This window comes from Thermobifida alba (assembly GCF_023208015.1).
Classification (GTDB): domain Bacteria; phylum Actinomycetota; class Actinomycetes; order Streptosporangiales; family Streptosporangiaceae; genus Thermobifida; species Thermobifida alba.
Genome location: NZ_CP051627.1, coordinates 3,273,681 through 3,293,360, shown reverse-complemented (window position 1 = coordinate 3,293,360; position 19,680 = coordinate 3,273,681). Strand labels below are relative to the sequence as shown.

General features: G+C 72.5%; 12 protein-coding genes and 1 tRNA gene. 9 read left to right on the top strand and 4 right to left on the bottom strand.

The genetic code is table 11. The annotated features are described in order from the left end of the window. Window positions 1-12 precede the first annotated feature (12 nt). The gene (locus FOF52_RS21940; protein WP_282573502.1) at window positions 13-2,199 is read left to right on the top strand and encodes a hypothetical protein; all 2,187 of its coding nucleotides are present in this window, start codon (window positions 13-15) and stop codon (window positions 2,197-2,199) included. A gap of 88 nt (window positions 2,200-2,287) precedes the next feature. On the opposite strand, the gene FOF52_RS14560 is transcribed toward FOF52_RS21940, so the two are convergent. Together FOF52_RS14560 and FOF52_RS14555 are read right to left on the bottom strand one after the other, a co-directional pair. Next, complete coding sequence (locus FOF52_RS14560) at window positions 2,288-4,258, bottom strand: AfsR/SARP family transcriptional regulator (protein WP_248590500.1); 1,971 nt, start codon at window positions 4,256-4,258, stop codon at window positions 2,288-2,290. A 354-nt stretch (window positions 4,259-4,612) separates the two neighbouring features. Further along, on the bottom strand, window positions 4,613-5,881 hold the full coding sequence (locus tag FOF52_RS14555) for an endo-1,4-beta-xylanase (protein ID WP_248590499.1): 1,269 nt from the start codon (window positions 5,879-5,881) through the stop codon (window positions 4,613-4,615). Window positions 5,882-6,050: 169 nt separating this feature from the next. Between FOF52_RS14555 and FOF52_RS14550 the strand changes: the two genes are divergently transcribed. The 3 genes from FOF52_RS14550 (at window position 6,051) to FOF52_RS14540 (ending at window position 9,607) form a co-directional block, all read left to right on the top strand. Next, window positions 6,051-7,100 (top strand): LacI family DNA-binding transcriptional regulator, encoded by a 1,050-nt coding sequence (locus tag FOF52_RS14550; RefSeq protein ID WP_248590498.1) that lies wholly within the window; start codon window positions 6,051-6,053, stop codon window positions 7,098-7,100. Between the two features lie 101 nt (window positions 7,101-7,201). Beyond that, window positions 7,202-7,939 carry a polysaccharide deacetylase family protein gene (locus tag FOF52_RS14545; protein ID WP_248590497.1) on the top strand — a complete coding sequence of 246 codons (738 nt, stop codon included), beginning with the start codon at window positions 7,202-7,204 and terminating at the stop codon, window positions 7,937-7,939. 558 nt (window positions 7,940-8,497) lie between these two features. Further along, window positions 8,498-9,607 (top strand): polysaccharide deacetylase family protein, encoded by a 1,110-nt coding sequence (locus FOF52_RS14540; RefSeq protein WP_248590496.1) that lies wholly within the window; start codon window positions 8,498-8,500, stop codon window positions 9,605-9,607. A 213-nt stretch (window positions 9,608-9,820) separates the two neighbouring features. Here FOF52_RS14540 and FOF52_RS14535 read toward each other — a convergent pair. Next, a tRNA-Leu gene (locus FOF52_RS14535) sits at window positions 9,821-9,905 on the bottom strand. 211 nt (window positions 9,906-10,116) lie between these two features. On the opposite strand from FOF52_RS14535, the gene FOF52_RS14530 reads away from it, so the two are divergent. Then, entirely contained in the window at window positions 10,117-11,436 is a 1,320-nt protein-coding gene (locus FOF52_RS14530; RefSeq protein WP_248590495.1) for a M20/M25/M40 family metallo-hydrolase, read from the top strand. Window positions 11,437-12,034: 598 nt separating this feature from the next. Further along, complete coding sequence (locus tag FOF52_RS14525) at window positions 12,035-12,736, top strand: hypothetical protein (RefSeq protein ID WP_248590494.1); 702 nt, start codon at window positions 12,035-12,037, stop codon at window positions 12,734-12,736. Between the two features lie 129 nt (window positions 12,737-12,865). Here FOF52_RS14525 and FOF52_RS14520 read toward each other — a convergent pair whose 3' ends face one another. Further along, entirely contained in the window at window positions 12,866-13,051 is a 186-nt protein-coding gene (locus FOF52_RS14520) for a DUF5703 family protein (RefSeq protein ID WP_248590493.1), read from the bottom strand. A gap of 228 nt (window positions 13,052-13,279) precedes the next feature. On the opposite strand from FOF52_RS14520, the gene topA reads away from it, so the two are divergent. From topA to FOF52_RS14505, 3 genes are all read left to right on the top strand, one after another. Then, window positions 13,280-16,018 carry a type I DNA topoisomerase gene (gene topA / locus FOF52_RS14515; RefSeq protein WP_248590492.1) on the top strand — a complete coding sequence of 913 codons (2,739 nt, stop codon included), beginning with the start codon at window positions 13,280-13,282 and terminating at the stop codon, window positions 16,016-16,018. A 265-nt stretch (window positions 16,019-16,283) separates the two neighbouring features. Further along, entirely contained in the window at window positions 16,284-18,344 is a 2,061-nt protein-coding gene (gene tmk / locus FOF52_RS14510) for a dTMP kinase (RefSeq protein ID WP_248590491.1), read from the top strand. A 127-nt stretch (window positions 18,345-18,471) separates the two neighbouring features. Beyond that, window positions 18,472-19,644: a DNA polymerase III subunit delta' gene (locus FOF52_RS14505; protein ID WP_248590490.1), complete on the top strand. Its 1,173-nt coding sequence runs from the start codon at window positions 18,472-18,474 to the stop codon at window positions 19,642-19,644. Window positions 19,645-19,680: the final 36 nt, after the last annotated feature.

Sequence of the window (19,680 nt, the reverse complement as noted above, 5' to 3'; positions counted from 1 at the left end):
GGAGGGAGCACGATGACGGCCGGTGGGGACACCCCGGAAGTGCCGGGCTACCGGATCACCGGGATGCTGCGCTCGATGGAGGGGGCGGACCTGTTCCACGCCAGGGCGGAGCGGACCGGGGAGGCGGTGCTGATCCGCGTGGTGCGCGGCGCCCCGGACACGGAGGCGCCGTACTCGGTCGTCCGGGAGGAGGCGCCCGACTCCTACGCGGCGCTGCTGGAGCGCGAGGGCCGACTGGACGCGGACCACGTCGTGGCGGTCGGACTGGCGGTGGCCGCGGAACTGGAGCCCCTGCACGAGGCGGGCATGGTGCACAACTTCATCAGCCCCCGAACGCTGCTGCTGCGCGGTCCCGGAGCCGAACTCGCGGCCACCCGCGCCCCGGCGCTGGCCACGGGGGAGGCGTTCCCCCCGCTGGTCCTCGACCGGGACACCGTGGCGCACCTGCCGCCCGAGGCGTTCGACGGCGGCCGGGTCTCCCCGCGAGCGGACGTCTACCGCCTGGCGTCGACCCTGTGGACCCTGCTCGCGGGGCGCAGTCCCCACGCCGACGGGCCCGGACAGGAGGTCGACTTCGAGACCTACCGGGAGCGGGTGACCGGCCCGGGAGAGCCCGGCGCGCCCCGGGAGGACCTGCCGCCCGGGCTCGACCGGGTGCTGCGGGTCGCCATGTCGCGGGCACCGCGGGACCGCTATCCCGACGCCCGGGCGTTCGCCCGGGCGCTGGCCGCGGTCCGGGACGGCACCGTGGAGGACGACACGGCGACCCCCTCCGAACCGCGGCGTCGCGCACCGGAAATTCCGGAAGACCCGGAACGGCCGGAGGAGCGGGAGACGGCTTCGGGCCTTCCGGAGTCCGGGGCGGTGGAGTCCGCCCCGGAGGAGCCTGGGACGGTGGAGGCTGCTGCGGAGGGGGCCGGGGCGCTGGAGGATGCCCGGGTTCCTTCGGAGGCCGGGACGGTGGAGTCTGTCCTGGAGGGGGCCGGGCCCGAGGTGGTGGAGCCTGTCCCGGACCTTTCGAGGCCTGGGGCGGTGGAGTCCGCCCCGGAGGAGCCTGGGACGGTGGAGGCTGCTGCGGAGGGGGCCGGGGCGCTGGAGGATGCCCGGGTTCCTTCGGAGGCCGGGACGGTGGAGTCTGTCCTGGAGGGGGCCGGGCCCGAGGTGGTGGAGCCTGTCCCGGACCTTTCGAGGCCTGGGGCGGTGGAGTCCGTCCCGGAGGAGCCTGGGACGGTGGAGGCTGCTGCGGAGGGGGCCGGGGCGCTGGAGGATGCCCCGCTTCCCGCGGAGGCCGAGGCCGAGCCGGTCGGGTCTGTGGGATCGGTCGTCGGGGAGCCGGTTCGGGACGGCGCCCCGGCCGGTGCGGAGGAGACCGTTGCCGCGCCGGACTCCCCGGCACCGGTGGTTTCGGAGCAGTCGGCGCTCTCCCCCGGAACCGCCGAGACGCCCACCGGACCGGAACAGGAGGAGGGGAGCGTCCGGAGCGGTCCCGCGACCGACGGCGGCGCGGTTCCGGCCGACATCGCACCGCGGCCGGTCGCGTCGGTCGGGGAGGCCCGGGCCGCCCGGCCCCCCGAGCCCCGGGGAGCCGACGCCGACCACGCCGGCCCGTCCGGCGGCGAACCGTCGGCAGCGGCGCCGGACGGCGCAGGGACGTCCGCCGGAACCGACGTCCCGACGGCGGGCGACACAGAGCCCTCCCGTGGTTCCCCCGGGGCGGCCGGCCGTGTCGAGTTCGGCCGCATGCTGGTCACCGCGACGCTGGCGGCGAGCATCGTGATCGCCGTGGTCGGCGCGGTGGCGCTGGTCGCGGCCTGGTGGTTGGGGCCGGGAACGGCCGGGCAACAGGCCGTCGCACCTTCTGCGGGGGACGGGGCGCCCCCGGCCGCGTCACTGCTTCCGGACGCCTCCCGGAATCCGCGGTGGACGCCCACGGACGTGCGGATCGTCGCCGACACCCAGGACACCGTCACCCTGGCCTGGACCGACAACTCCCAGGGGCGGGCCTCCTACCACGTGGTGGGCGGCCCGGTCGGCGCGGCGCCGGGGACCGTGGCCGAGGGAGAGCCGATGACGACCCGGGTGGAGATCACCGGACTGAACCCGTCGTTCGACTACTGCTTCACCGTGGTGGCCGTCGTCAGCGTGGACGAGGTGGCTCCGTCCGAGAACGTGTGCACCGACCGCTTCAGGAGCGTCTGAGCGGCTGCCGCACCGCAGACGGGGGCGGGACCCGGCCGGGCCCGCCCCCGCGGACGTCCTGGTCCCCGGGACCGCCCCACTCCCGGGGCTACCTCCAGGCGGACCGGATCCTCGGCACGAGGGGGCGGCGGCCCGACTCCCGCTCGTCGGCCGTCGGCCCCGGCAGGATGTGCGGGTGATTGGGGCCGCCGCGTACTCCCAGGGAGCGCACGCGCCGCAGCAGGCACAGCCGCGTCTCGGTGTTCTCGGCCGCCTCGGCCTGCTCCGCCGCGTAGACGCGGAGCAGGCCGGTGAGCTGGTAGCGGTCGGCACCGATCGGGTCGATCAGCCGGGTGTCGGCCAGACGGCCCAGCGCGGCGGTCGCGGCGGTGGTGTCGCAGGCCAGCAGTGTCGACGCCACCGCCGCGTGGAACTCCCCGGCCCGGACCAGGCCGAGTCTGCGGAACAGCGCGGCGGCCCGCCGGTCGGTGGGGCTGTCGCTGGCGCACAGGGGGAGGTAGTCGGCCTCGATGCTGGCGCGCACCGAGCGGTCCCCGCAGCGCAGGGTGTCCAGTCTGTGGTGTTCGTCGCCGAGCAGTCTGGCGAAGGCGGACAGGGACCACTCGCGGCGGGTGAACAGTCGGGTGCCCGCGATCCACAGGGGCAGCGGCTGGTGGTCGCACAGCCGCGCGATCTGCTCCGCGGCCTCGGGTTCGGCGCGGACCCGTTCGGGGCCGCAGAGCGCGGCCAGCAGTTCGACCGCCTCGGGCGGCGGCAGCGGGCCGAGGCCGACGTGTCGGACGCCGTCCAGGGCGCTTCCCCGCATGCGGCTGGTGATCAGCGTCGCCGACTCCGGCCAGGGGGTGAGCAGCGGACGGACCTGCGCCTCGTCCACGGCGTTGTCCAGGACGACCAGCAGGCGACGTCGTTCGGTGAGTTCCCGGAACCGGTAGGCGCGCTCCTCGGGGTCGGCGGAGATCTCCTCGGCGGTCAGGCCGAGTCCGCGGAGCAGGCGGCCCAGAGCGTCGGCGGGGGAGCGGGGTCTGCTGCCGCTTCCGCCGCCGAGGTCGACGTAGAGCTGCCCGTCCGGATAGTGCTCGGTGAGCGAGGCGGCGGCCTTGAGGGCCAGCGCCGACTTGCCGCTGCCGCCGGAACCGTGCACGGCGACGACGGCGGGGTGTGCGCCGGGGTGCGCCCCGGGGCGCAGCGCCTGCTCCAGGACGTGCAGTTCGGCGGTCCTGCCCACGAACGTGGCGGGGGCGGCCGGGAGCAGTCGGGGCGCGGTGCGGCCCGGGGTGAGCCGGACGGTCGGCGGTTCCTGTTCCAGCAGCCGGGGGTCGCGGTGCAGGATGCCCTGCTGGAGCCGGACCAGTTCGGCGCCGGGTTCGATGCCGAGGTGTTCGCGCAGCGCGCGCCGCGCCGCCTGGTAGGTCTCCAGGGCCGCGGCCGGGGAGCCGGCGCGGTACAGCGCGAGCATCAGCAGGCCCCACATGCTCTCCCGCACGGGGGTGTCCGCCACCAGGCGGCGCAGGTCGCCGATGAGGCCCGGGTCGGAGCCGAGCATGAGCCGGGCGCGCATGAGGTCCTCGACGGCGCTGCACCGCTGTTCGTCGAGCGCTTCCAGACGGGGCGCGAGTTCGGGGGTGCGGGGGATCTCCTCGGCGGCGGCGCCCCGCCACAGGGCCAGGCCCGCGGTGAGCGCGGCCTCGGCCGCGGCGGGGTCCCCGTTGCGGAGGGCTTCGCGGCCGAGCCGCTGCTTCTCGGTGAAGACGGATGCGTCGAGTTCGTCGGGACGGACGCGGATCAGGTAGCCGGGGCGGCGGGCGACGATGCGTTCGGGGCCGGGGGAGAGGTGGAGGCGTTTGCGCAACCGGTTCACATAGGTGCGCAGGTTGGCCGTCGCGGACGGGGGAGGTGTGTCGTCCCACAGAGCGGCGGCCAGGCGGTGGAGGGGGACCACTCGGTTGGGCTGGAGGAGCAGCGCGGTCAGCAGGGTGCGTTGTTTGAGCGGGCCGAGGCAGAGATCGCTTCCGTCGTGGAGGACCTGCGTCGGACCGAGGAGACCGAATTCCAGTCCCATAGACCTTTCCGGAGAATCGTTCTTCGTCGTGAGAACAGGTGTCGGTGCGCCTCGGGTCGGGACGCTCAGCGGTGAGAAGTGGTCGAACCTCCTTTTGGGAGCGCTCCCATAGAGAGGGAGAACAGTTTCAGGTAGTAAATGTCACACTTTTTGGGCGAATCGTCCAGAGCAAAGTTCGCTCGGTGGGGCGCGGGGCGGAGGAACCGGAGGCGGGCCGTTCCCGCCGGCCCCGGGCGGCGGGAACGGAAAAAGGCCGGCGGCCCGGGAGACTCCCGGACCGCCGGCTCGAAGGGGCCTTGGACGACGGGCGAGGAGCCCGTCGCGGCCGGAAGGGCCCCGACGGGGCGGAACGGATCAGTGCCGTCCGGGGCCGTGTCCGTGGCCGGGACCATGATCGTGGCCGGGGCCGTGTCCGTGTCCGGGGCCGTGTCCGTGGCCGGGGCCGTGTCCGTGGCCGGGGCCGTGTCCGTGGCCGGGACCGTGGTGCTCCTCGCCCCGAGCCTCCTTCAGGGTCGACTGCAGGGCGAAGAAGGCGGGCTTGCGTTCGAAGTCCTCGGTCATGATCGTCGCCGCGCCCTCACCGGCGAAGAACACCGGGACCCAGGAGTACTTGTCGGTGAAGCCCCAGATCGTGAAGGAGTTGCAGCCCTCCACGGCCAGGCACGCCTCCAGCGCCTGCTGGTAGTAGTCGGCCTGCTGCTCCAGCTGCTCCTCGGTCGGTTCGCCGCTCTCCGGCAGGTCCATGCGCACGTCCAGTTCGGTGATGGCCGTGCTCAGGCCGAGCGCGTCGAACCTCTGCAGGTTCTCCTCCAGGTCGCCGGGGAAGCCGTACCGGGTGCTCAGGTGCCCCTGGGTGGAGAACCCGTGCACCGGCACGCCCTGGTCGAGCAGGTCCTGGATGAGCTCGTAGTAGGCGTCGCTCTTGGCGTTGACGCCATCCACGTTGTAGTCGTTGAAGAACAGCTCCGCTTCGGGGTCGGCCTCGTGCGCCCAGCGGAAGGCGTCGGCGATGATCTCCGGGCCGAGTTCGCGGATCCAGATGTTCTCCTGGGTGCGCAGGTTGCCCTGTTCGTCGAAGATCTCGTTGGCCACGTCCCACTGCTGGATCCGCCCGGCGTAGCGGCCGACGACGGTCATGATGTGGTCGTGCAGGATCTCGCGCAGCTCCTCGGGGGAGTAGTCGCCCTCCTCCAGCCAGGCCGGGTTCTGGCTGTGCCACAGCAGCGTGTGCCCGCGCACGACCTGGCCGTTGTGCTCGGCGAAGTCGACGATGGCGTCGGCCATCTCGAAGTCGTAGCGGTCCGGTTCGGGGTGGATGTACTCCCACTTCATCTGGTTCTCGGGGGAGACCGAACTGAACTGCTGGGCCAGGACCTTGCGGTACTTGTGGTCCGAGGTGAACGGGTCGGGGTAGTCCTGCTCCAGGTGGTGGCCGCCGCCCGCGACGGCGGTACCGACGAAGAAGCCCTCGGGGGCGGCCCAGCGCAGCCGGTCGAACCTGGCGTTGGAGTGGGGCGCGGCCTGGTGGTCGGGGGAGGGTCGCGCGATGGCGGGCGCCGCCATCAGCGGAAGGGACAGGACCGCCGCGGTGAGCGCGGCGGTGAAGGGGCGGAGGGGTTTCATCAGACTCCCAGCTTTGTTGCCGCTATTTTTCCGAAAACTTCCGGAATATTGTGACGAAGGACACTAGAGGGCAATGGGGCAGGTCGTCAATCCCCGCTCTCCGCTCCGGGGGCGTCCGCGGCCTTCGGCGCTCATACTCTGAGTAGGGACAGAGCAAAGAGGAGGATGCGTGGCCGAGACCCCGAGCCGATCCGTGACCATCTCCGCCATCGCGGCGGAAGCGGGCGTGTCCGCGCCGACGGTCTCACGTGTCCTCAACGGGCGGGGCGACGTGGCTCCCGAGACCCGCGAACGCATCGAGAACCTGCTGCGCGCCCGCGGCTACCGCCGCCGCGGCAGCCGGGCCGGCGGCGAACGGCGCGGGGGCGAGCGGATCGGCCTGTTCGACCTCGTCTTCAACGACCTGGACAGCCCGTGGGCGGTGGAGATCATCCGCGGCGTCGAGGACGCCGCCCACAGCATGGGCAGCGGCATCGCGGTGTCGGCCATCCACCGCCAGGCGAGTTCGACCCGGCAGTGGCTGCAGAACGTGCGCTCCCGAGCCAGCGACGGCGCCGTGCTGGTGACCACCGACCTGGACTCCGACCTCCGTACGGAACTGGACGAACTGCACATCCCCGTCGTGGTCATCGATCCGGTCGGCCTCTCCGACCTGACCGTGCCCACAATCGGCTGCACCAACTGGGCCGGCGGGCTCAGCGCCACCAGCCACCTGATCGACCTCGGCCACCGGCGCATCGCCTTCGTCGCCGGGCGGCCCGAACTGTGGTGCAGCCGCGCCCGTCTCGACGGCTACCGGGCCGGCATGGAGACCGCGGGGCTCGACGTCGACCCCGAGCTGGTGGTCCCCGGCCAGTTCGACTACGAGTCCGGCTTCCGTGCGGGCGAACGCCTCTTCGACCTGGCCGAGCCGCCGACCGCGGTGTTCGCGGCCAGCGACCAGATGGCCCTCGGCGTCTACGAGGCGCTGCGCCAGCGCGGCCTGCGGGTGCCCGACGACGTCAGCGTGGTCGGCTTCGACGACCTGCCGCAGGCGCGGTGGTCCTCGCCGCCGCTGACGACGGTGCGCCAGCCCTTGGACGACATGGGCCGACTCGCGGTGCGCACGCTGCGTCGGCTCATGGACAGCGAGGAGATCGAGAGCCCCCGGGTGGAGTTGGCCACCGAACTCGTCGTCCGCGACAGCACCGCTCCCTTACTCAGCGTGGCGAAGAAATGACGCTACGGTATACGTGTTCCCGTTGACGTCGGGGAACGGCTTTCTTCGGTGTCCCTTTGATGTTCCGGAAATTTTCCGGAAAACCCCTGTGGAGGGGCCCCGTGGCGACCATCCGTGGACGCTCCGAGAGGTGGAGCGGCCTCCTCGTCATCCTGCTCGCCGCCGGACTCGTACTCGGTACCGCGGCACCGGCGCAGGCCGAGGCCACCGCCGACATCGTCACCACGACCGGTCGGAGCGGTCAGACGGTGTCACTGACCTTCGACGACGGCCCCGATCCGGACGACACGCCCGCGCTGCTCTCCGTACTGCGTGAACATCGTGTCGAGGCGGTGTTCTGCCTGTGGGGCGAGCAGGTGCGGCAGCATCCCGACATCGTCCGGCAGATCGTGCGGCAGGGGCACACGCTGTGCAACCACTCGATGCACCACGACGACCTGGAGGACCGGCCAGTGGCGCAGATCCGGGCGGACCTGGTGGCGACCAACGCGGCGATCCGCGAGGCGGTGCCGGGAGCCGCCATCCCGTACTTCCGGGCGCCCTACGGCTCCTGGGGGCGAAGCCCCGAAGTGGCGGCCGAACTGGGGATGCAGCCGCTGGGGTGGACGATGGACATCGCCGACTGGGAGTCGCCGGGCACCGCCGAACTGGTCCGGCGCCTCAACGAGGGGGTCACCCCGGGGGCGGTGATCCTGCTGCACGACGGGCTCGGCGACCGCAGTCAGACGGTCCAGGCCGTGGACCAGGTCATCCCGCAGTGGAAGGCCCGGGGGTGGACCTTCACCCTCCCCGCCGGACCGGGACGGCACAGCGGCTCCGACCACCCCCGGAGGGGCTGACCGCGGTGACGCGCCGGTCCGGCGTCGGAGCACCGAGCGGGAGGCGGACCGCGGCGGTGACCGCCGGAGCCGGCCGGGGGAAGGGCGTCGGGGCAGCATTCACGGCCCCCGCGGCAGGACCACGACGGCGGCCGCGAGCGCGGTGACCGGCCCGACCGGGGGCACGGGGCGGTGGACGCGCTGCTCACGTCGGCCACGGCGGAGTACCACACGGTGACCGCGGACACGCCGCTTCCCGTGCCGGCGTGCAACATCCGGACGGGGGACCAGCAGGAAGAACATCCGGGGAGCGCTCTTCGCCGGAGGGGCCCGGACCGGTCGTCACGGGCCGGAACCTGTGCCACGGCTGCCGCCGGAGGTGCGGAGGAAGGGGCTCCCGCGAGTCGGCCGAGCGCACGTCCCCGTCGGGTGGAGCCGGGGGAGGGGCCCGGCGCGGCCCGAAGACGCGTTCGCCTCACGGTAAGTGTGCGCATATTGACAGGGAGGCGTGATTCTCCTTAGTTTCCCCTTAACTTCCGGAAATTTCCGAAAGTTTCGTGCCGTGTAAAGGAGAGCCGTGTGACCACGACCCCCAGAAGCTCCCGGACAGGGAGCCGCCTCCTCGCCACACTGTCCGCCCTCGCCCTCGGCTTCGTCTTCGGCATGGCCGCCCCGGCGCAGGCCGACGTCACCGCCGACATCGTCACCACGACCGGTCAGAGCGGGCAGACGGTGGCGCTGACCTTCGACGACGGCCCCGATCCGGACGACACGCCCGCGCTGCTCTCGGTGCTGAGCAGGCACCAGGTCAAGGCGGTGTTCTGCCTGTGGGGCGACCACGTGCGGCAGCATCCCGACATCGTCCGGCAGATCGTGCGGCAGGGGCACACGCTGTGCAACCACTCGATGCGCCACGACGACCTGGGCAACTGGTCGGCGGCGCAGATCCGGGCGGACCTGGTGGCGACCAACGCGGCGATCCGCGAGGCGGTGCCGGGAGCCGCCATCCCCTACTTCCGGGCGCCCTACGGCTCCTGGGGACAGTCGCCGCAGGTCGCAGCTGATCTGGGGATGCAGCCGCTGGGATGGGCGATGGACATCGCCGACTGGGAGCCGCCGGGCACCGCCGAACTGGTCCGGCGCCTCAACGACCGGGTCACTCCGGGCGCGGTGATCCTGCTGCACGACGGCGGCGGCGACCGCAGTCAGACGGTCCAGGCCGTGGACCAGGTCATCCCGCAGTGGAAGGCCCAGGGGTGGACCTTCACCCTCCCCGCCGGATCGGACTCCCCCGGTGACCCGGGCGAGGAGCCGGGTGACCCGGGTGAGGAGCCGGGTGGTCCGGGTGAGGAGCCGGGCGAGCCGGGTACGCCGGGTGGTCCCTGCGACGTGGACTACGCCGTGGTCAACGACTGGGGCAACGGCATGCAGGGCGCCCTGACCGTCACCAACACCGGGACCTCCCCGATCAGCAACTGGACCCTGCAGTTCACCCTGGCCAACGTGAACATCTCCAACGGCTGGAACGGCGACTGGACCCAGAACGGCTCCCAGATCACCGTGACCGCCCCCGCCTGGAACGCCACCCTCAACCCCGGTCAGAGCACCGAACTCGGCTTCGTCGCCGACAAGACCGGCAGCGTCTCCACCCCCACCCAGTTCACCCTCAACGGAGCCACCTGCTCCTGACGGTGACCTGACCACCTGAACACACCAACGGGGCCGCCGCAGCACACCTGCGGCGGCCCCGCCACACCGGAGAAACGACACACCGGACACCGGGGCCGGAAAAACCGAGAAGCCGCACCCGTGTGGTGCGCACGGCACGTGCGACCAACGGTGCGGCTTTCCTGGGTTCGCTCTGCTGCAGCCTGTCGAACTGCGGAGAGTCGGTGTCTTCAGTGTCCGAGGGGGGACTTGAACCCCCATGCCCTTAACGGGCACTAGCACCTCAAGCTAGCGCGTCTACCTATTCCGCCACCCGGACGGGGTGCTCTCGGCGGCTCGCCGCCGGACAAGGACAACCATAGCAAAACTCTGGCGTGGCCCGTACGTCGATGATCCGGGTCTGGCTGGCCGAATCCGCGGAACGGGCCTCGAAAAGACCGCGGGAACAGGTCGAATCGGCCCGGAGTCCAGCCCGGAGTACGGGACGATGGCGGGAAGACCCGAGCACGGAGAGGAACGGTGTGCGACCCATGACGGACCAGGACGGGATGAGCGCGGCCGAGGTCGAGGTGGTGGACCTGTGCCGGGAGCTCATCGCGATCGACACGTCCAACTACGGGGACCACTCGGGGCCGGGGGAACGGGCGGCCGCCGAGTACGTCGCCGCCAAACTCGACGAGGTCGGTCTGGAGACGACGATCTACGAGCCGCACCCCGGACGCAGCAGCCTGGTGGCGCGGATCGAGGGCACCGACCCGTCCCGGCCGCCGCTGCTGGTGCAGGGACACCTCGACGTCGTCCCCGCGGACGCGGCGGACTGGACCCACCACCCGTTCTCCGGCGAGATCGCCGACGGGTGCGTGTGGGGCCGGGGCGCGGTCGACATGAAGGACATGGACGCGATGATGCTGGCGGTGGTGCGCCAGCGGCTCCGCGAGGGGCGGCGACCGCCGCGCGACATCGTGCTCGCCTTCCTCGCCGACGAGGAGGCGGGAGGGACGTACGGCGCACACTGGCTGGTCGACAAGCACCCCGAACTGTTCGCCGACTGCACCGAGGCGATCAGCGAGGTCGGCGGATTCAGCGTCACGGTCGGTGAGAACCGGCGGCTGTACCTCATCGAGACCGCGGAGAAGGGCCTGGCATGGATGCGGCTGACCGCACGCGGCACCGCGGGCCACGGCTCGATGGTCAACGAGGACAACGCCGTCACCGAGTTGGCCGAGGCCGTCGCCCGGCTCGGCCGGCACCGGTTCCCGGTCCGGCTCACCCCCGCCGTACGGGGCTTCCTGGAGGAGGTGTGCGAGGCGTTCGGCCTGGAGTTCCGCGAGGACGACGTGGAGGCCACCGTGGCCCGGCTCGGTCCGGTCGCCAGCATGGTCGGCGCGACCCTGCGCAACTCGGTCAACCCCACGGTCCTGTCGGGCGGTTACAAGGCCAACGTCATCCCCGGTGAGGCCACCGCGCAGGTGGACGGCCGCTTCCTGCCCGGGCTGGAGGAGGAGTTCTTCGCCGAGATCGACCGGCTGCTGGGGCCGAAGGTCACCCGCGAGTTCATCCGCTACCTGCCCGCCGTGCAGACCGAGTTCACCGGCGGCATCGTCACCGCCATGACCGAGTCGCTGCTGGCCGAGGACCCGGGGGCCAAGGCGGTGCCGTACTGCATGTCCGGCGGCACCGACGCCAAGGCCTTCGCCGAACTGGGCATCCGCAACTTCGGCTTCGTGCCGCTGCGGCTGCCCCCGAACCTGGACTTCGCCGGCATGTTCCACGGAGTGGACGAACGGGTCCCCGTGGACGCCCTCCGGTTCGGGGTGCGTGTCCTGGACCGCTTCCTCGACCTCGCCTGAGCGGACGCCCCGGGGCCGCGTCGGCCGCGGCCCCGGGCCCGGTCGGGGACGGACACGCCCGGTTGCACGGTGAGATGAAGCTCTTACTCGGTGCTACCGTTACTTTGCGTTCGGAGAGTTGGCTCTCCGTGGTAGTGGTGGGATCCGTCCTGCTCAGCCGTCGTCTCTGAGGGGTTGTTCATGGTGTGCTCGGGTCGCGGACGACAGGGCGTGCCCGGTCGCGCGGTCCGCCGCGCCGGTCCTCCCGCTCCCGTCCGTCTCCCGGCCGTCGGCGCTGCGGCAGCGGCCGGAGGGCCGTGCGCCGGAGCCGGCGGGAGGCCCGCCGACGCCGCCTCCCCCGACGCCTCGAAGACGGCGGGAGAACCTGCCACGACCGCCGCCGCTCCTCCTCGGGACGGTGGTGTCTCCCCCTTCTCCGTCGGCCTCCCGGCGCATGGACCGCCACGGCGACGCCCCCGCAGCCGTCCCCACCTGATCAGCCGGTACGCGGCCGCACCCGCCCGGCACGGCACGCGAGCGGACGGTGCCCCCGCAGTCGGGTGACGCCCGGCGCCGCCGCGTCCGCCGAGACCAACTACTGCTCAGAGGGAGAACACCCATGCACGCACCCGTGCGGAACACGACCTTCGCCGCCCTGGTCACCGCGGGTCTCTTCGCGGTCGGTCCGGCGGCGCACGCCGACACGGTCTCCGACGACCACGGGCCGGTGGTCGGCGGGAACGAGTGGGAGCCCCTGGTCGGCACCTCGATCAGGGTCTGCGGTGACTCCATCGCGCTCCTGGAGCACTCGGCGGTCTGCTCCGCCGGAGCCCCGCCGGCCAGGGCGGGCGCGGAACGGCCCGTCCTGCCGGACGAGCCGGGGGAGGCCCCTCACCGGTGCGGAGCCGAGGAGCACTGTCCCATCCGGGACCGGGCCGCCGAGGAGGCCCCGGTCGCCGAGCAGCCCGAGGAGGCCGACAGCGCGGACGAGACCCCGGCCGAGCCGGTGGGGACCGCCGAGCCGGGGCCGGCGGCCGCGGAGGAGCAGCCGTCCGGGGAGGACGTGCCCTCCGGGGAGGGGGCAGTCGCCGCTGCGGCTCCCGAGGGGGTTCTTCCGCAGGAGCCCTCCGGGGCGCCGCGGATCCCGGAGCCGGTCGTGTACCCCGAGGTCCCGAAGACCGCCGCCTACGCGCTCACGGGCACCGGATCCCACGACGCCCCGCTGCTCACCGCGGGGGTCGCCACGGTCCTGCTGGGCGGGGTGGCGATCTACGTCGGATACGGTCTCGGCCGCAGCGACCGTCCGAACCTGTTCCGGTGACGGCGCGGCCGGGCGGCGGTGGACGGTGGAGCGCCGCGTCGCCGACCCGGCCCCGCACCGCCACGGAGGCGGCCTGTCCGCGCCCCGCCGCGGGAGCGCGGACAGGTCCCGGTATGTTTGTGTCTGAAATCACACCAGCCTTGGTTGTCGGATGATCCGGCGTCGTAGGGTGACACGGCGGCTGCCGTCCAGGTACACACGTACCCGGGCCAGCTCCCACCGGCCGTACTCGGCGTGTTCGGTCAGGGCCTGGCGGGCCGCGCTGCGCGAGGTGCCGCGCGGGAAGCGGAGTTCCTGGTATTCGTACTCAAGCATTGCGTTTATTCTGCGACTGCCGACGGGTGTTACGCCAGAGCGTTGACCCGCACGGACTGAGGACAGCGCTCCTCCCCCAGCAGGGGAGAGCCCGGACCGCGGCCCACCACGCGGGCCCGGATGTGCGAGAGGGCACCGGGCGGAGTCGGTTACCGTCGAAGTTTGGGCAACTGACACCGCGCGTCGCGGAGTGGACGCGTGAACGCGAGGCGAGACGTAGGGGAAGACGTGCCACCCAAGAAGGGCAGTGCCGGAGACGGCGTGAAGGACACCGCACGGGGCGGAGGAAACAAGCTCGTCATCGTCGAGTCGCCGGCGAAGGCCAAGACGATCGCGGGCTACCTCGGCCGCGGCTACGTCGTGGAGTCCAGCATCGGCCACATTCGGGACCTGCCGACCAAGGCCGCGGAGATCCCGGCCCGCTACAAGGACGAGCCGTGGGCGCGCCTGGGGGTGAACGTCGACCACGACTTCGAGCCCCTCTACGTCGTCAACGCCAACAAGAAGGCCCAGGTCAAGAAGCTCAAGGAGCTGCTGGCCCAGGCCGACGAACTGTACCTGGCCACCGATGAGGACCGCGAGGGCGAGGCGATCGCCTGGCACCTGCGCGAGGAGCTCAAGCCCAAGATCCCGGTCAAGCGCATGGTGTTCAACGAGATCACCAAGGACGCCATCCGCCATGCCGCCCAGCACACCCGCGACCTCAACCTGCGGCTGGTCGACGCCCAGGAGACCCGCCGCATCCTCGACCGGCTCTACGGCTACGAGGTCTCCCCGGTGCTGTGGAAGAAGGTCATGCCCAGCCTCTCGGCGGGCCGGGTGCAGTCCGTGGCGACCCGCCTGGTGGTCGAGCGGGAACGGGAGCGCATCGCGTTCACCGCGGCCGAGTACTGGGGGCTCAAGGCCGTCTTCGACGCGCCCGCCGGCCGGGACGGGGACGAGCCGACCGTCTTCCCGGCCACGCTGGCCGTCCTCGACGGCGCCCGTGTCGCCCAGGGGCGCGACTTCACCGCCCAGGGCACGCTGCGTTCCTCCCAGGGGGTGCGCCACCTCGACGAGGAGGCCGCCCGGGGGCTCGCCGCCCGCCTGAGCGGGGCCGACTACACGGTGCGCTCGGTGGAGCGCAAACCCTACCGGCGCTCCCCGTACGCACCGTTCCGCACCACCACCCTGCAGCAGGAGTCCTCGCGCAAGCTCGGCCTGTCGGCCAAGCAGACCATGCAGGTGGCGCAGCGGCTGTACGAGAACGGCTACATCACCTACATGCGCACCGACAGCACCACCCTGTCGGAGAGCGCGGTGGCGGCCGCCCGGGCGCAGGTCGCCAGCCTGTACGGCGACGCCTACCTGCCCGCCAAGCCGCGCAGCTACGCCAGCAAGGTCAAGAACGCCCAGGAGGCCCACGAGGCGATCCGCCCGGCGGGCGACACCTTCCGCACCCCCGCCGAGACGGGGCTGAGCGGAGTCGAGCTCCGCCTCTACGAACTCATCTGGAAGCGCACCGTCGCCTCCCAGATGAAGGACGCCGTCGGCGAGTCGGTGAGCGTCCGCGTCGAGGGCGTCTCCAGCGCCGGCGAGCACGCGGAGTTCTCCGCCACCGGAAAGATCATCACCTTCCACGGCTTCCTCAAGGCCTACGTGGAGGGCTCCGACGACCCGCAGGCCGAACTCGACGACCGGGAACGGCGGCTGCCGCCCCTGGCGGAGGGCGACCCGCTGCGGGCCGAGAGCGTCGAGGCCGAGGGGCACAGCACCCGCCCGCCCGCCCGCTACACCGAGGCGTCGCTCGTCAAGGAGCTGGAGGAGCGCGAGATCGGCCGTCCCTCCACCTACGCCACCATCATCGGCACCATCCTCGAACGCGGCTACGTGTTCAAGAAGGGGTCGGCGCTGGTGCCGTCGTTCCTGGCCTTCGCCGTGGTGCAGCTGCTGGAGCGGCACTTCGGCCACCTGGTCGACTACGACTTCACCGCGCGCATGGAGGACATGCTCGACGCCATCGCCCGCGGCGAGGCCGAACGGGTGCCGTGGCTGCGCCGGTTCTACTTCGGCAGCGACGGCGAGGCCGGGCTGAAGGAACTGGTCAGCGACCACCTCGGGGAGATCGACCCCAAGGAGATCAGCTCCTTCCCGCTGCCCGGCACCGACATCGTGCTGCGGGTCGGCCGCTACGGCCCCTACCTGGAGCGCAACGGCCAGCGGGTGAACGTGCCCGAGGACCTCGCCCCCGACGAGCTGACCAGGGAACGGGCCGAGGAGCTGTTCGCCCAGCCCAGCGGGGACCGCGAACTCGGCAAGGACCCGGAGACGGGGCGGACCATCGTGGCCAAGAGCGGCCGTTTCGGTCCCTACGTCACCGAGATCATCGAGGAGCCCGACCCTGCCGAGGCCGAGACCAGGGCGAAGGGGCGCCGCAAGACCGCCGCGCCCAAGCCGCGCACCGCGTCCCTGCTGAAGTCCATGTCGCTGGACACGGTCACCCTGGAGGACGCGCTGCGGCTGCTGTCGCTGCCGCGGGTGGTCGGGGAGATCGACGGCGAGCAGGTCACGGCACAGAACGGACGGTTCGGACCGTACCTGAAGAAGGGCAGCGACAGCCGCTCCCTGGAGACCGAGGAGCAGCTGTTCACGGTCACCATCGAGCAGGCCAGGGAGCTGTTCGCGCAGCCGAAGAAGCGGCGCAGCCGCGCCGCGGCGCCGCCGCTGCGGGAACTCGGCCCGGATCCGGAGACCGGCAGGCCCATGGTGATCAAGGAGGGCCGCTTCGGCCCCTACGTCACCGACGGGGAGAGCAACGCCTCCCTGCGCAAGGGCGACGACGTGGAGTCGATCACGGTGGAGCGCGCCGCCGAACTCCTGGCCGACCGCCGGGCCAAGGCCCCGGCGAAGAAGACGGCGTCCCGCACGACCGCGAAGAAGACCACGGCCAAGAAGACGACGACGAAGAGCACCGCCAAGAAGTCCTGAACGGCGGCCGCGCGGGGGAGGGCCGCGAACCGGGACCCTCCCCCGCGCGGGACCGGGCCCCGGCGGCCCCTCCCGGCCGCCGCCGGGGACGGCCGCGCCCGCCGCTCTGTGCGGACCGGGATCGCGTTTCTCGCCGGACCGGGTGCCCGAAGTCCGGGAGAGAGGCCGCGGCCGCGGAAGAAGCCGGAAAAAGATGTCCGAAAATACCGATAGCGGCCGATCCGTAAGCGTTGCATGATTCGTCCCCATCGCTACGCTGGTCGCCATGAGCAGACCCGCACCCCTCGGAGCGCCCGGCGAGGCGCGCACCGTTCTCGCGATCACGCCGTTCCGGCGGCTGTGGATCTCGCTGTCCCTGTCCAGCCTCGGTGACTGGCTGAGCCTGCTGGCCCTGATGTCCCTGGCCGCGATCCTCACCGAGGGCGAGGAAGCGGTGATCCAGTACTTCGCGGTGAGCGGAGTGGTGGTCCTCAAGGTGCTCCCCTCGGTGCTGCTCAGCCCCATCGCGGGGGTGCTGGCCGACCGCGTCGACCGCCGGCTCACCATGGTCGTCGGCGACGTCGTCCGCGGCCTGCTCTACCTCTCGATCCCCATCGTGGGCCGCCTGGACTGGCTGCTCATCGCCAACTTCCTGGCCGAGTGCGTGGCGCTGTTCTGGGCGCCCGCCAAGGACGCCACCGTGCCCAACCTGGTGCCCCGGCACCGGCTGGAGCAGGCCAACCAGCTCAGCCTGCTCACCACCTACGGTTCGGCCCCGGTGGCCGCGGGACTCTTCGCACTGCTGGCCTCCCTCAGCACGGTGCTGGGCGCCCTCTTCCCCGCGATGCGCGCCCCCGAGGCGGACATCGCCCTCTACATCAACGGCGTCACCTTCTTCGTCGCCGCAGCCGTCATCTGGCGCCTGCCCATTCCCGCTACCCGCACCGCCGACGGCCCCACCCGCCCGTCGGCGTTCCGCGCGTTCTGGGAGGGCCTGCGCTTCGTCGGAACCACCAGGCTGGTGCGCGGCCTGATGCTGGGCATGCTGGGCGCGTTCGCCGCGGGCGGCGCGGTCATCGGCGTGGCGCGGATCTACGTGACCCACCTCGGCGCGGGCAACGCCGGCTTCGGTGTGCTGTTCGGAGCGGTCTTCACCGGGATGGCGATCGGCATGCTCCTCGGCCCCCGCGTGCTGCGCGACCTCAGCCGCCGCCGCCTGTTCGGCCTGTCCCTGATCGGCGCCGGGGCGGCGCTGCTGCTGGTCGGACTGGTCAGCGACATGGTGCTGGCCGCGGTGCTCACCACGGTCCTGGGCGTCGGCGCGGGCATCGCCTGGGTGATCGGCCTGACCCTGCTGGGACAGGAGGTCGAGGACGAGATCCGCGGCCGCACCTTCGCGTTCCTGCACGTCATGGCCCGCGTGGTGCTGCTGGGGTCGGTCGCGGCGGCCCCGCTGCTCGCGGCCACGATGGGGGCCCGCACCCTCCGGGCGGGAGAACTGGCCTACGAGTTCCACGGCTCGGCCGGAGTGCTGCTGATCGCCGCGGTCCTGCTGATCCTGGTGTCGCTGGTGGCCTACTGGCAGATGAACGAGGGCCACGAGACCTCGCTGCTGGCCGAACTGAAGACCGTGCTGGGCGGCAGGGCGCCCGAGGACGACGGGGCCGAACGGCACAGCGGCCTGTTCGTGGTGCTGGAGGGCGGCGAGGGATCCGGCAAGTCCACCCAGGTCCGCGAGATCGCGGTGTGGCTGCGGGAGGAGGGCTTCGACGTGCTCACCACCCGCGAACCGGGAGCCACCAAACTGGGCATGCGGCTGCGCACGATGCTGCTGGACAAGGCGAACGCGGGCATGGCGGCGCGCACCGAGGCGCTGCTGTACGCGGCGGACCGGGCCGAGCACGTCGAGACGGTGATCCGGCCCGCGCTGGAACGCGGCGCGATCGTCGTCAGCGACCGCTACGTCGACTCCACCCTCGCCTACCAGGGCGCCGGACGGGAGCTCGACGCCGACGAGGTCGCCCAGCTCAACGACTGGGCCACCGGGCGGCTGGTGCCGGACCTGACCATCCTGCTGGACCTGCCCGTCGAGGAGGGGCTGCGGCGGCACTCCGACCGCCCCGCCGACCGGCTGGAGTCGGAGTCCCTGGAGTTCCACGAGCGGGTCCGCCGCGGCTTCCTGGAACTGGCTGACCGCGCCCCCGAACGCTACCTGGTGCTGGACGCCAGGGAGCCGCAGGAGGCCGTCACCAAGGCCATCCGGCGGCACCTGCGCCGGATGCTGCCCGACCCGGTCCCCGGCGACGCCGAGGAGATCACCGGGATGATCCCGATCATCAAGGAGTGACCGGCGGGGCGGCGCCGCCGGAGCACCGGGACCGGACCCGGCCTGGAACACGGCCCGGAGGAGCACCCCGCGGCGGACGGGCCGAACCCGCCCCGGCTGTCCGCGCGCCCTCCTATGCTGGGCGGTGATGAGCGTCTTCGACGACCTGGTGGGCCAGGACACGGTGATCCAGCAGCTGCGTTCCGCCGCGAGCGCGGCCGACCGCCTGCTCCGTGGCGGTGACGGCACGGGCATGACCCACGCGTGGCTGTTCACCGGACCGCCCGGATCGGGACGGTCGCGGGCGGCCTGGGCGTTCGCCGCCGCCCTGCAGTGCGACCACGGCGGCTGCGGCCACTGCCCCTCCTGCCACCAGGTGTCCGCCGGCACCCACCCCGACGTGCTGTACGTGCGTCCCAGCGGGCTCAGCTTCGGCGTGGAGCAGACCCGCGAGCTGGTCATGCGCGCCGCCTCCAGTCCCACCGGGGGCCGCTTCCGGGTGGTGCTGTTCGAGGACGCCGACCGCGCCACCGAGGCCGCCTCCAACGCCCTGCTCAAAGCGGTCGAGGAACCCGCCGCGCGCACGGTGTGGCTGCTGTGCACCCCCACCGCCGAGGACCTGCTCGTCACCATCCGCTCCCGCTGCCGTCTGGTGACGCTGCGCACCCCCAGCACCCGGGCGATCGTCGAGGCCCTGGTCGGCCGGGACGGCGTCGAGGAGGCCCGGGCCGTGGAGGCGGCGCGCGCCGCGGCCGGGCACCTGGAGCGTGCCCGCGCCCTGGCCACCGACGAGACGGCCCGCCGACGACGCGAGGAGGTCCTCGCCATCCCCGCCCGCCTCGACAGCCTCGGCGCCTGCGTGCAGGCCGCCGCGCGGCTGTACGAGATCGCCGAGGCCGAGGCCAAGGAGAGCACCGCGGCCCTGGACGAACAGGAGCGGGCCGATCTCAGGGCCGCGTTCGGCGAGGGCGCCACCGGCCGGGGCGTGGCCAAGGCCGTGCGGGGCGCCGCCGGAGCCCTCAAGGAACTGGAGGAGCGGCAGAAACGCCGCGCCACCCGGATCAAACGCGACGCCTACGACACCTTCCTGATGGACCTGGTCGCCTTCTACCGCGACGTGCTGGCCGTCCAGCTCGGCGCGTCGGTGGAGCTGGCCACCGGCGACCACGACGCCGACCTGCGCCGCGTCGCGCGCTCCAGCACCCCGGAGGCCACCCTGCGCCGCATCGACGCCGTCATGGAGTGCCGCCGCCGCATCAGCGCCAACGTCCACCCGCAGATCGCGATGGAGGCGATGACCGCGGCCCTGTACCTGGGCTGAGAGCTCAGCGCCCTGGTGCCGGCCGTCCGCCGGTCC